Source organism: Streptomyces aurantiogriseus (assembly GCF_014649375.1).
Classification (GTDB): domain Bacteria; phylum Actinomycetota; class Actinomycetes; order Streptomycetales; family Streptomycetaceae; genus Streptomyces; species Streptomyces aurantiogriseus.
In genome coordinates this window covers 1-12,324 of the sequence record NZ_BMSX01000040.1, presented here as the reverse complement: position 1 = coordinate 12,324, position 12,324 = coordinate 1, and the positions used below count along the sequence as shown (strand labels likewise).

Here is a 12,324-nt window from a genome sequence, read left to right as displayed (position 1 = left end):
TCAGTGCGCGGCGCGGCACTTGTCCGCCGCTTCGCGCAGGACCGCCGAGGCGCGCTCGGTGACCGGGTCGCCGTGGCCGAAACACGCCAGGTCCGTGTCGAGAGCGGCCAGCCGCTGGAAGGCGGCGAGGACCAGGGGGCGGTCGAGGTTGAACACGCCCGGCACGACCGTGCCGTCGACGGGCGAGGCGGCCACCGTGTCACCCGTGAACAGCACGCCGTGATGGGGGAGTTGCAGCGCGATGCTGCCGTGGGTGTGGCCGGGCACGTGGATCACGCGTGCGCCGTCGCCGAAGTCGAGGACGTCGCCGTCGGCCAGCTCGGTGATCACTTTCGGACGGTCGAAGTCCCCCTTCGGGAGCTGCTGGAGGGCGGCCGCGTGCAACGGTCGTTCCCAGTCCTCCAACTCCGGCGGCGGGCCGGGTACCTCACCCCGCACCACGGCCGCATCCGCCGCGTGCGCCAGCACCTCCGCACCGGTCCGGGACGCGAACTCGGCCGCGCCGCCCGCGTGGTCCTCGTGGAAGTGGGTGAGCACGACACGCCGTACGGCCTCGGGAGCGTGCCCCAGGGCGGCGACCGCGTCGGCGATCGCCCCGCCGGAGCCGGGCGGTCCGGCGTCGACGAGCGTCAGCTCCTCGCCGTCGCGCCAGAGACAGGCCTGACCGACCGGGAAGCGCAGGAGATGGAGGCGGGGGAGGAGTTCGACGACGTCCATGGGACGACCGTAGAGAGGGCCCCGCCCGTGGGACGAGGCCCTCTGCTGACGGCAGAGCCGGTGGCTCAGCTCCCCGCGTACGTGCGCAGGAACAGGGCCTCCGCCACCGACAGGCGCTCCAGCTCCTCCGGAGACACGCTCTCGTTGACCGCGTGGATCTGGGCCTCCGGCTCGCTCAGTCCGATGAGGAGGATCTCCGCCTGCGGGTAGAGGGCGGCGAGGGTGTTGCACAGCGGGATGGAGCCGCCCTGGCCGGCGTACTGCATCTCCCGGCCCGGGTAGGCCACCGCCATCGCCTCGGCCATCGCCGCGTACGCGGGGCTCGCGGTGTCGGCGCTGAACGGCTGGCCCTGACCGATCTGCTCGGTCTGCACCCGCGCACCCCACGGCGTGTGCGCCTCCAGGTGGGCCTGGAGCAGCTTGGTCGCCTCGGCCACGTCCCTGCCCGGCGGCACCCGCAGGCTGATCAGCGCACGCGCACTGGCCTGCACGGACGGGGTCGCGCCGACGACCGGCGGGCAGTCGATGCCGAGGACCGTCACGGCCGGGCGCGCCCAGATCCGGTCGGCGACCGTACCGGAGCCGATCAGGCCGACGCCGTCCAGGACCTTGGCGTCCCGGCGGAACTGCTCCTCGTCGTACTGCAGGCCCTCCCAGGCCGCGCCGTCGGTCAGCCCGTCGACGGTCGTCGAACCATCCTCGGCGCGCAGCGAGTCCAGCACGCGGATCAGCGCACCCAGCGCGTCGGGGGCGGCGCCGCCGAACTGGCCGGAGTGCAGGTTGCCCTCCAGCGTGTCGATGCGCACCCGCATCATGGTCATGCCGCGCAGGGTGGAGGTGACGGTGGGCAGGCCGACGCGGAAGTTGCCCGCGTCGCCGATGACGATGGTGTCGGCCTCGAGCAGTTCGGGGTGCTGCTCGGCGTAGCGCTCCAGGCCGCCCGTGCCCTGCTCCTCCGAACCCTCGACGATCACCTTCACGTGGACCGGGACCCCGCCGTTCGCCTTGAGGGCGCGCAGGGCGAGCAGGTGCATGATGAAGCCGCCCTTGCAGTCGGCGGTGCCGCGCCCGTACCAGCGGCCGTCGCGTTCGGTCAGCTCGAAGGGCGGGGTGATCCAGCCGGCCTCGTCCAGCGGCGGCTGCACGTCGTAGTGGGCGTAGAGCAGGACGGTCTTGGCGCCCGCGGGCCCGGGCAGGCAGCCGTACACCGACTGCGTCCCGTCCGGGGTGTCGAGCAGGGCCACGTCCTGGAAGCCCTCGGCGCGCAGCGCGGCCGTTATCCAGTTCGCAGCGGCCTCGCTCTCGCTCCTCGGGAACTGGTCGAAGTCCGCCACCGACTTGAAGGCCACCAGCTCGGTGAGCTCCGCCTTCGCCCTGGGCATGAGCGAGGCGACGGTCTCGGCGACCGGATTCGACGACATGGGCACGCTCCTTGTGGGTGCGACGTTGTACCGATGAGTGCCGTCGATCCTCCCACAGCGGGCCGTGGCGATCTCGGTCGTAGGATGCGGGGGACAGGTGCGGCAGGCGGCTTGATCGGGAGCAGTAGACCATCGTGAGCAGCGAGAACTCTTCGGCGGACGACGTGCGGCAGGTGTGGGACGTCGTCGTGGTGGGCGCGGGACCCGCGGGGGCTTCGGCCGCCTACGCGGCGGCGGTCACGGGGCGGCGCGTGCTGTTGCTGGAGAAGGCGGAGCTGCCCCGCTACAAGACGTGCGGCGGCGGCATCATCGGCCCCTCGCGCGACGCGCTGCCCCCCGGTTTCGAGCTGCCCCTGCGGGACCGGGTGCACGCGGTGACGTTCTCGAACAACGGGCGCTTCACCCGCACCCGCCGCTCCCGCCAGATGCTGTTCGGGCTCATCAACCGGCCCGAGTTCGACCAGCAGCTCGTCGAGCACGCCCAGAAGGCGGGCGCCGAGCTGCGGACGGGCGTCACCGTGCAGCGGGTCGAGCAGCACGGCTCGGCCGTGCCCGACCGGCGGACGGTCGCCGTCGTCCTGCAGGGCGGCGAGACGCTGCTCGCGCGCGCGGTCGTGGGCGCCGACGGCAGCGCCAGCCGCATAGGAGCACACGTCGGGGTGAAACTCGACCAGGTGGACCTCGGCCTGGAGGCGGAGATCCCGGTGCCGGAGACGGTCGCCGAGGACTGGAAGGGGCGGGTGCTCATCGACTGGGGCCCGATGCCCGGCAGTTACGGCTGGGTGTTCCCCAAGGGCGACACACTGACGGTCGGTGTGATCTCGGCGCGCGGTGAGGGCGCCGCCACCAAGCGGTACTTGGAGGACTTCGTCGGGCGGCTCGGCCTCGCCGGCTTCGAACCGAGCATCTCCTCAGGTCACTTGACGCGCTGCCGCGCCGACGACTCCCCGCTCTCCCGCGGGCGCGTGCTGGTCTGCGGGGACGCGGCGGGTCTGCTGGAGCCGTGGACCCGCGAGGGCATCTCCTTCGCCCTGCGCTCGGGCCGGCTCGCGGGCGAGTGGGCGGTCCGCATCGCGGAGGCGCACGACGCGGTGGACACCCGCCGCCAGGCGCTGAACTACGCCTTCGCGATCAAGGCCGGACTCGGTGTCGAGATGAGCGTCGGCAAGCGGCTGCTCGTCGCCTTCGAGCGCCGACCGGGCCTGTTCCACGCGGCCCTCACCGGCTTCCGCCCGGCCTGGCGGGCGTTCACGGACATCACCCGCGGCCGGACGACGCTCGGCGAGATCGTCCGCACGCGTCCGCTGGCCCAGCGGGCGCTGATGGTGATGGACCGCCGTCAGACGGGGGAGGACGCCGATTCCGGTTCCTGACCGGCCCACGGCGGTGCTCACCGCCGGTTGGTGACGGTGATCCGGAACACCGGGTGGTCGGGGGCGACACGGCGCAGGTCGGCGTCGGCGGAGTCCGGGCCGACGCCGTTGAAGAAGACCCCGACTTCGGCCTTCCAGCGCTTGAGGTAGGCGCGCAGCAGCGGCACCTTCTCGTCGTCGCCGACCTCGACCGCGGTGAACTCCTCCACCGTCCTGCCCAGGTGCAGTTCACCGCCACCGGCCGCGCGCATGTTGTGCGTCCACTGGACGTGGCCGCGCGGGGCGACCAGGTAGTGCTGTCCGCCCACCGTCAGCAGGTTCACCGGCGTGGTCCGCCACTGACCGCTCTTGCGTCCGCGGACCGCCAGCACCCGCGACCCCCACACGCTGAGGCCCCGGCGGGTCAGCCAGGCGACGGCACGGTTGAAGACGTTGACGGTGAACCAACCGGGCTTCTGGACGTGGGTGGACATGGCTGCCTCCTCCTGAAGTGTGAGCACTGCTCTCGCTTTCCTCGCGGCAAGTCTGCATCGGATCAGTGACCCAGAGCAAGAGCAGTGCTCTCTTTTTTGTTCACTGCTCTCGAATGTGTGCACTGCTCCGCTCTCGTGGGACACTGACGCCCATGAGCAGCACCGCACGAGGGGCTCGCGCCCGCGCCAGGATCGAAGTCACCGCCGCCATCAAGGAAGAGGCGCGCAGACAGCTCGCGGCCGAGGGCGCCGCCAAGCTCTCCCTGCGGGCGGTGGCCCGTGAGCTCGGCATGGTCTCCTCCGCGCTGTACCGCTACTTCCCGAGCCGCGACGACCTCCTCACCGCGCTCATCATCGACGCCTACGACTCCCTGGGCGCGAGCGCGGAGGCCGCGCACGCCGCCGTCGCGGACGCCGTCCCCCTCCGGCGCTGGGTCGCGGTCTGCGAGGCCGTACGGGACTGGGCGCTGGCGCATCCGCACGAGTACGCGCTGATCTACGGCTCTCCGGTGCCGGGCTACAGCGCACCCCGGACGACGGTCCCCGCCGCCGCCCGCGTCGGCATCCTCCTCATCGGCATCGTGCGGGACGCGCAGCAGGGGCAGACACGGCCCGTCGAACCGCCGCTGCCCGCCGAACTGCGCTCCGAGGCCGAGCGGATCACGGCCGACCTCGCCCCCGACCTGTCCCCGGAGGTGGTCACGGTGCTGGTCGCTGCCTGGTCCCAGCTGTACGGGCTGGTCGGGTTCGAGGTGTTCGGCCAGTTCAACCGGTTGGTGGAGGAGCGCGCGCCGTTCTTCCGCCACGCGGTGACGCGGCTCGCCCACGGGGTGGGACTGGGCTAGGGAGTGCCCTGTGGAGCAGGCCGGCTGCACGTGACGGGGCCGCACCGGGCGGGTGCCGGACGGGGGTGCCGCGCCGGGCGGGCCGGGCCGCTCATTCGGGTGCGGCCGACTCGCGGGTGAGGTCCGGGCGCGGTCTGGTGGTCACGGATGCGCGCCGGCCGCCGGTGTCCGAGCGGCGTCGGGCGCTCGGCCGTGAAAGGACGTGGCATGCGAACAACTGGTCCCATAGCCGGCCGCCGGAGGACATGTGCCGCGGTCGCCACCGTGGTCCTGACCTGCTCGACGGCGCTGACCGGGCCCCCGCCGGCCGCGGCGGACGGGGGGCCTGCCCCCGCGACGCCCGCGCCGAAGCTGGACTGGGAGCCCTGCGTTCAGGACGGGCGGTACGACTGCTCGACGGCGACCGTGCCGCTGGACTACGCGGACCCCGGCGGGCGCACCATCGAACTCACCGTGGTGAAGCGGAAGGCGACCGGCCCCGGGCGGCGCATCGGCACCCTGTTCTTCAACCCCGGCGGCCCCGGCGGGCCCGGGTCCGTCCAGATGCCTCAGACGTACGACCTCTTCCCGCAAGAGGTTCGGGAGCGTTTCGACATCGTCAGCTGGGACCCGCGAGGGATCGGCCACAGCACAGCGGTCAACTGCTTCGACAGCGCGAAAGAGGCCGAGGCCTGGAGCGCGAGCCATCCGGCCGGGTTCCCGGTGGGCGAGCGGGAGCGGAAGACGTGGATCGACTCCTACCGGGAGCTGGGCCGGGCCTGCGAGCGGCGTGACCCGAAGCTCCTGCGCCACGTCTCGACGGCCGACACCGCCCGCGACCTCGACCAGCTCCGCCGGTCGGTGGGTGAGCCGCGCCTCACCTACCTCGGGATCTCCTACGGCACGTACCTCGGCGCCACCTACGCCAACCTCTACCCGGACAACGTTCGTGCCATGGTGCTCGACAGCAACGTCGACCCGAACGCATGGACGAACGACACGTCGAAACAGGCACGGCTCACCACCTTCCTGCGCATCGGATCGGACCGTTCGGCGGCCGCGACCCTGGACCGGTTCCTGTCCCTGTGCGGATCCGCCACCGTCGCGCGCTGCGCCTTCTCGGCCGGCAACCCGCAGGCCACCCGGGACAAGTTCGACAAGCTGACCCAGCGCATGCGGGAGCGTCCCGTGGAGTCGTGGACCTACGCCCGGACCGTGGCGGACGCCGTGAACAGTCTGTACATCGTCCACCCGGGATGGACGGACCTGGCCGTCCGGCTTCAGGAGCTGTGGCAGGGGCGCCTCCCGGCGGCGCCCGCCACGCCCGCCTCGGCGCCCCCGGTCCCCGTGCCGTACCTGGGCGAGGAACAGGCGGCCGCCGTGCTCTGCGGCGACAGCCCCAATCCGCGGGAGCCCGGCGTCTTCCACGCGCTCGAGGAGGCCGCCGCCGCGCGTTCCGGCGACGCGGCGCGCTACTGGACGTGGGCCACGGGGCCGTGCTCCACCTGGCCGGCGGAGCCCGCCGACCGGTACGCAGGACCGTGGAACAGGCCGACGGCGCACCCGGTGCTGGTGGTCGGCACCACCTACGACCCCTCCACCCCGTACGCGGGCGCCCAGGCGATGTCCGAGATCCTGGCCGACGCCCGGCTGCTGACCAACCACGGGTACGGACACACCGCGCTGAACAACCCCAGCAGGTGCGTCAACGACCACGTGAGCCACTACCTCCTCGACGGCGTCCTCCCGCCGCCGGGAACGTCGTGCGAGCCGGACGCTCCGCCCTTCTCGGCGCCCGAGCCGCGCGGTGGCGTCGCCACCGGCGGGGGTGGGACGGCGGCGTCGTGAAGCACCCTGCGGTGGTGGCGGTCGCGGGCCGGCGGCCGCCGGCCTCGCCTGCCTTCAGCGGGACCGACACCTCCTCCTGACCGGGGCCCGGTGAGCGCGGTCCCGGTCTCCCGGCCGGGACCGGGCGACCGAGGCATCGGCGGCCCCACCAGGTGTACTTCCCCGGGAGTACGCGCGGTCACCTCGCCCGGCGGACGTCCCTGGCGGGCCGGGGCGTCTAGCGTGGCGGACATGGACGTGGAGCGGGTACGTGCACGGGGTGGGCCCGCCCGGTGGTGGCGGCACGGGCCGCCGTGGCCGGGCCCCTGGGAGGAGTCCGAACGGCCGGGCAGCCGGTGGCCCTGGCGGTCCACCCTCCTGCTCACGGTCTTCGTCCTCGTCGGCTCGAACTTCGCCGCCCACGAGCAGCAGGGCGAGCGGGCGGCCCTCGACCCGTTCGCGCGGGTGCTGCTGCTCGTCGCCGCCGCTTCGCTGCTGTGGCGGCACCGGCATCCCGTGCACGTCGTGTTCGGTACGGCCGCGGCCACCGCGCTCTACCTGGGCGCCGGCTACCCGTACGGTCCGGTCCTCCTGACCGTCGCCGTGGCCTGCTTCGCGGCCGTCGTCGCGGGGCACCGACAGGCCGCCTGGACGGCCCTGGGCCTGCTGTGGGCCGTGCACCTGCTGGTCGCGCACTGGCTGTACCGGTGGCTGCCACCGTCCGGGGACCCGGCCGCCGCGTGGGCGCAGGAGGGTGTGGTCGCGGCCTGGGTGGTGGCGATCCTGGCCGTGTCGGAGCTGGCCAGGGCCCGGCGTGAGCAGTGGGCCCGGGAGCGGGCCGAGCGCGCCCAGGCCGCCCGGCGGCGCGCCGACGAGGAGCGGCTGCGCATCGCCCGCGAACTGCACGACGTCCTCGCCCACAGCCTCTCGGTCATCAACGTCCAGGCGGGCGTCGGCCTCGCGCTCCTCGACGCCGACCCGGAGCAGGCGCGTACCGCGCTCACCACCATCAAGTCGGCCAGCAAGGAGGCGCTGGGCGAGGTGCGCCAGGTGCTCGACACCCTCCGCACGCCGGGAGACGCGCCGCGCGCTCCGGCGCCCGGCCTGGACCGGCTGCCCGAACTGGTGGAGCAGGCGGCGCGTGCGGGCCTGACCGTCGAGGTGACGGGGGAGCCGCCCCGGCTGCCGCCCGGCACGGACCTCGCCGCGTTCCGCATCGTGCAGGAGGCCCTCACCAACGTCGTACGGCACTCGGGATCGCGGCACGCGCGCGTGCACCTCGACGAGGCGGGCGGGACGCTGCGGCTGCGGATCGACGACGACGGGCCGGCGGCCCACGCCGACGCGGGTGGCAGCGGCAACGGCCTCGCGGGAATGCGGGAACGGGCCGCGGCCCTGGGTGGCACGATCGAGGCAGGGCCGCGGGACGACGGTGGTTTCCGGGTGCTCGCCGTACTGCCGACCGAGGTCAGGGAGGACCGGTGATCCGCGTACTGCTCGCCGACGACCAGTCGCTGGTCCGGGCGGGGTTCCGGGCGTTGCTGGACGCGCAGCCCGACATCGAGGTGGTCGGGGAGGCCGCCGACGGTGACGAGGCGTTGCGCAAGGTGCGCGAACTGCGGCCCGACGTCGTGCTGATGGACATCCGCATGCCCCTGCTCGACGGGCTGGCCGCCACCCGTCGTATCACCGAGGACGAGGCGCTCACCGAGGTGAAGGTGGTCATGCTCACCACCTTCGAACTCGACGAGTACGTCTTCGAGGCCATCCGCTCGGGTGCCTCCGGCTTCCTCGTGAAGGACACCGAGCCGGACGAACTCCTGCGCGCCGTACGGGCGGTGGTGGCGGGCGACGCGCTGCTCTCGCCGGGCGTGACGCGCCGGCTGATCGCAGAGTTCGCCGCCCGCTCCAAGGAGCCCGCGGCCGCAGCGGAGTTGGCCCGGCTCACGGAGCGGGAGCGGGAGGTGATGGCGTTGGTCGGGATCGGCCTCTCCAACGAGGAGATCGCCCGCCGACTGGTCGTCAGCCCCCTCACGGCCAAGACCCACGTCAGCCGCACGATGGTCAAGCTGGGCGCGCGGGACCGAGCCCAACTGGTCGTGCTCGCTTACGAGTCGGGGTTGGTGCGACCGGGCTGGCTGGGCTGAGCCCGCCCGCGGAAACGGCCCAGCACGCTCACCACCCGCGCCACGAACATCAGGGGCGCGAGCGCCAGCCCCGTCCGGAGCAGCGACGTCTCGAACACGTCCGGGAGCCGGAACAGCAACGCCGGGCCGGCGACCGCCCCGAAGAGCACCGCCGCCGCGAAGGCCGCGCTGCACAGCGCGTACCCGATCTCGACGGTGATCGCGTCCCGCTGCGCCTGTGTGCGCCGGCCCCCGTAACCGCTCATACCGCGAGTCTCACAGGCGTGCGCCCGGCGGGGCAACCAACCCGCCGGGCGCACGTTTCGGAGGCGTCCCCCTAGTCGCGGACCGGTACCCGCTCCGCGTTCGCCTCCTCCAGGGTGGACTTGGTGGGCTCGGTGGACTGGGCGATCACCACCGACTGTCCCGCGCGCCGCGCGCGCAGGCCGGTCAGGGTGATCAGGAGCCCCAGGGCGGCGATCCCGGTGACCACCGTCAGGCCGGGCCGGTAGCTGTCGAGGACGGCCTGCGGGGTGGGATCGGCCGGGGTGCCCGCGGTCACCACCGCCGTCACCACGGCCAGGAAGATCGCGCCGCCCACCTGCACCGAGGTGTTCAGCAGGCCCGAGACCATGCCCTGCTCGTGGTCCTCCACGCCGTTGGTGGCCTGGATGTTGAGCGAGGGGAAGACCAGCGCGCAGGCCGCGCCGATGAGCAGCATGCTGGGCAGGATCACGGCCGCGTACACCGGGTCCAGGTCGACGCGCAGGAACAGCGCGTACCCGACCACCATGAGGGCGAAGCCCACCGCGATCAGCCGCGGGGTGCCGAACCGGTCCACGATCGAGCCCACCTTGGTCGAGGACAGCGCCACCAGTGCGCCCGCCGGCAGGAAGGCGAGCGCCGTGTGCAGCGCCGACCAGCCCAGCAGTGTCTGCATGTAGAGCGTCGCCAGGAACTGGAAGCCGACGTAGGAGCCGAAGAAGGTCATTGCGCCGAGCTGGGCGCGGATCTGGCTGCCGGAGCGCAGCACGCCGAGCCGGATGAGCGGGCCGGCCGAGCGCCGTTCGACGAGGACGAACACGGTCAGCAGGGCGGCGACGGCGAGGAAGGACAGCAGCGTGCGGGCGGACGCCCAGCCGACCTCCGGCGCCTGGACGACGGTGAAGACCAGCAGCAGCATCGACGCGGTGCCGAGGACGGCGCCCGGGATGTCGTAGCCCGTGTGTCCCTTCTCGCGTTCGCTGCGCGGCAGCAGCTTCAGGCCCGCCAGCAGGGCGATCAGGGCGATCGGCGCGGGCAGCAGCATGGTGAGGCGCCAACTGGCCTCCGTGAGCAGGCCGGAGAGGACCAGGCCCATCGAGAAGCCGGTGGCGGCGCAGGTGGTGTAGATGGAGAGCGCGCGGTTGCGCAGCGGGCCCTCCGGGAACGTCGTGGTGATGATCGACAGGCCCGCCGGGGCCGTGAAGGCCGCGCTCAGGCCCTTGATGAACCGGCTGGCGATCAGCAGCGGACCGGAGTCGACGAGCCCGCCGAGCAGCGAGGCGAGCGCGAACACGGCCAGGGCGACCAGGAACACCTGACGGCGGCCGAGCAGGTCGGCGGTGCGGCCGCCGAGGAGCAGCAGACCGCCGTAGCCCAGGATGTAGCCGCTGACGATCCATTGCAGTGTCGAGGTGGACAGGTCGAGGTCGGAGCCGATGGACGGCAGGGCGACGCCGACCATCGACACATCCAGCGCGTCCAGGAACATCGCGGCGCAGAGCACCAGCAGAGTGCCCCACAGCCGCGGGGTCCAGCGAACCTCCGAGAGAGGGGACGCGGGGGAGGAGAGCGGAGAGGTCATGCCGAAGACACTACATGCGCATGCATCGAATGCAAACGCATTTAATTCCGGTGCAATAAATTCGGTTCTCTGCTACGGTGCGGCCATGGCGGCGAAGAAGGCCGAGCAGGCGCTCGTGGAACAGTGGCGGGACATCCTGGCGCTGCATGCGCGCACCCAGTGCGAACTCGACCGCGCGCTGCACCACCACGGCCTGTGCGCCAGTGACTTCGAGGTGCTCGACGTCCTCGCCGGGGGAGCCCCGCCGGACGGCTCGTGCAGTCTCCGCGTCCAGGAGATCGCCGACCGGGTCCATCTGAGCCAGAGCGCGTTGTCGCGGCTGATCGCCCGGCTGGAGAAGGACGGTCTCGTCGAGCGCGGTATGTGTGCCGAGGACCGCAGGGGCGTCCGGGTGGGGCTCACGGGCAAGGGGCGCGCGCTGCACGGCGAGGTGCTGCCGGTGCAGCGCGCGGTGCTGTCGAGGATGCTCGCGAAGTGAGGGCCGGGGGAACTGGCGCCTCCCGACCGCCGGTTCAGGGCGATCAGCTCAGGACGATGGCGGACTTCTCCCGCCACAGGTCGGCGAGCGCGGTGTCCCCGGTGACGGCGGGGAACGGCAGCCGGTTCCACAGCGCCAGGTAGAGCTGCGCCACCGGCCCCGTCACCTCGCAGTCGGCGTCCCTCGTCCCGCCCCGCTCCGCTACGGGCGGCTCCGGCGACAGCCGCACGGTCCATACGGCGTCGTCCGTGTCGGTCGCCCGCACCCGCAGGACCCGGGGCGTCTCGGTGCGCACCTTGCTCTTCGCTCGCGCATGGAAGGCGAGGAGCAGCTCGTCGACGCCGTCCGCCGCGAAGTCGCGGGGCACGGCGGCGGCGAGCTCCTCGGGCGCCGTACCGTGCGCCGACTCCGCGTCGGCGCGGTGCACGGCGGTCTCGTGCGCCTGCCGCCTGGCCCAGAAGGCGAGCGGCGAGGGCGCGGGCAGGAAGTGCCAGCACTCCACGTCCGGCGGGGCGGAGGACAACGTGTCGACGAGCCTCCGGTGCCCTTCCTGGAACCAGTCCAGCAGTGCGGTGCCGTCGAGGCGGGTGAGTGTGCCGGATGGAGTGCTCAGGGGACCGCGTCAGGCGGTGGCGAAGGCGGTGCGCAGGGTGCCGACGGCCTGGGTGATGGCGGCTTCGGCGGCGTGGGTGGAGCGCAGGGCGTTGAGCATCACGAAGTCGTGGATGATGCCCTGATAGCGGACGGCGGTGACGGGGACGCCGGCTTCGCGCAGCTTGTTGGCGTACGCCTCGCCCTCGTCGCGCAGGACGTCGGCCTCACCGGTGATGACCAGGGCCGGGGGCAGGCCGGTGAGCTGCTCGGTGGTGGCGCGCAGCGGGGACGCGGTGATCTGGGCGCGCTCGGTCTCGTCGGTCGTGTACTGGTCCCAGAACCACTGCATGGCATCGCGCCGCAGGAAGTAGCCGGTGGCGAACTGGTGGTAGGACGGCGTGTCGAAGTTCGCGTCGGTCACCGGGTAGAAGAGGACCTGCTGGACGAGTGGCACGTCACCGCGTTCCTTGGCCATCAGGGTCAGCGCGGCGCTCATGTTGCCGCCGACGGAGTCGCCGGCGACGGCGATGCGAGTGGCGTCCAGGTTCTTGGACGCGCCCTGGTCGACGATCCACCGGGCGACGGCGTAGTTCTGCTCGATGGCGACCGGGTAGCGGGCCTCGGGTGAGAGGTCGTACTCGGGGA

12 protein-coding genes and 1 pseudogene are annotated in these 12,324 nt (G+C 72.8%); 6 read left to right on the top strand and 7 right to left on the bottom strand.

Annotation, left to right across the window (positions count from 1 at the left end; all coding sequences use genetic code 11):
* Together IE263_RS45155 and IE263_RS45150 are read right to left on the bottom strand one after the other, a co-directional pair.
* A complete protein-coding gene (locus IE263_RS45155) occupies positions 1-717 on the bottom strand; it encodes an MBL fold metallo-hydrolase (protein ID WP_189943966.1) in 717 nt (238 codons plus the stop codon).
* A gap of 65 nt (positions 718-782) precedes the next feature.
* The gene (locus IE263_RS45150) at positions 783-2,138 is read right to left on the bottom strand and encodes a dipeptidase (RefSeq protein WP_189943965.1); all 1,356 of its coding nucleotides are present in this window, start codon (positions 2,136-2,138) and stop codon (positions 783-785) included.
* Positions 2,139-2,272: 134 nt separating this feature from the next.
* On the opposite strand from IE263_RS45150, the gene IE263_RS45145 reads away from it, so the two are divergent.
* On the top strand, positions 2,273-3,511 hold the full coding sequence (locus IE263_RS45145; protein ID WP_189943964.1) for a geranylgeranyl reductase family protein: 1,239 nt from the start codon (positions 2,273-2,275) through the stop codon (positions 3,509-3,511).
* 17 nt (positions 3,512-3,528) lie between these two features.
* Here the strand turns inward: IE263_RS45145 and IE263_RS45140 are convergent, their stop codons facing one another.
* Complete coding sequence (locus IE263_RS45140) at positions 3,529-3,984, bottom strand: nitroreductase family deazaflavin-dependent oxidoreductase (protein WP_189943963.1); 456 nt, start codon at positions 3,982-3,984, stop codon at positions 3,529-3,531.
* A gap of 152 nt (positions 3,985-4,136) precedes the next feature.
* On the opposite strand from IE263_RS45140, the gene IE263_RS45135 reads away from it, so the two are divergent.
* The 4 genes from IE263_RS45135 to IE263_RS45120 all read left to right on the top strand — a co-directional run bounded on the left by IE263_RS45135 (position 4,137) and on the right by IE263_RS45120 (position 8,782).
* On the top strand, positions 4,137-4,829 hold the full coding sequence (locus tag IE263_RS45135; protein ID WP_189943962.1) for a TetR/AcrR family transcriptional regulator: 693 nt from the start codon (positions 4,137-4,139) through the stop codon (positions 4,827-4,829).
* A 207-nt stretch (positions 4,830-5,036) separates the two neighbouring features.
* Positions 5,037-6,656 (top strand): alpha/beta hydrolase, encoded by a 1,620-nt coding sequence (locus IE263_RS45130; protein ID WP_189943961.1) that lies wholly within the window; start codon positions 5,037-5,039, stop codon positions 6,654-6,656.
* A 231-nt stretch (positions 6,657-6,887) separates the two neighbouring features.
* The gene (locus IE263_RS45125; protein ID WP_189943960.1) at positions 6,888-8,120 is read left to right on the top strand and encodes a sensor histidine kinase; all 1,233 of its coding nucleotides are present in this window, start codon (positions 6,888-6,890) and stop codon (positions 8,118-8,120) included.
* Positions 8,117-8,782, top strand: a complete 666-nt coding sequence (locus IE263_RS45120; protein ID WP_189943959.1) for a response regulator transcription factor — start codon at positions 8,117-8,119, stop codon at positions 8,780-8,782. Before IE263_RS45125 ends, IE263_RS45120 begins: the two co-directional genes overlap by 4 nt.
* Here IE263_RS45120 and IE263_RS45115 read toward each other — a convergent pair.
* Both IE263_RS45115 and IE263_RS45110 read right to left on the bottom strand, forming a co-directional pair.
* On the bottom strand, positions 8,743-9,027 hold the full coding sequence (locus IE263_RS45115; protein ID WP_189943958.1) for a DUF6332 family protein: 285 nt from the start codon (positions 9,025-9,027) through the stop codon (positions 8,743-8,745). The two genes, IE263_RS45120 and IE263_RS45115, sit on opposite strands and share 40 nt — an antisense overlap.
* A 71-nt stretch (positions 9,028-9,098) precedes the next feature.
* Positions 9,099-10,607: an MFS transporter gene (locus tag IE263_RS45110; RefSeq protein ID WP_189943957.1), complete on the bottom strand. Its 1,509-nt coding sequence runs from the start codon at positions 10,605-10,607 to the stop codon at positions 9,099-9,101.
* An 85-nt stretch (positions 10,608-10,692) separates the two neighbouring features.
* Between IE263_RS45110 and IE263_RS45105 the strand changes: the two genes are divergently transcribed.
* The gene (locus IE263_RS45105; RefSeq protein WP_189943956.1) at positions 10,693-11,085 is read left to right on the top strand and encodes a MarR family winged helix-turn-helix transcriptional regulator; all 393 of its coding nucleotides are present in this window, start codon (positions 10,693-10,695) and stop codon (positions 11,083-11,085) included.
* A gap of 43 nt (positions 11,086-11,128) precedes the next feature.
* Here IE263_RS45105 and IE263_RS45100 read toward each other — a convergent pair.
* Together IE263_RS45100 and IE263_RS45095 are read right to left on the bottom strand one after the other, a co-directional pair.
* Positions 11,129-11,674 (bottom strand): annotated as a pseudogene (locus IE263_RS45100) (maleylpyruvate isomerase family mycothiol-dependent enzyme); the annotation flags it as partial.
* 33 nt (positions 11,675-11,707) lie between these two features.
* On the bottom strand, positions 11,708-12,324 hold a 617-nt coding region (locus IE263_RS45095), incomplete at its 5' end, for an alpha/beta hydrolase (RefSeq protein WP_189943955.1).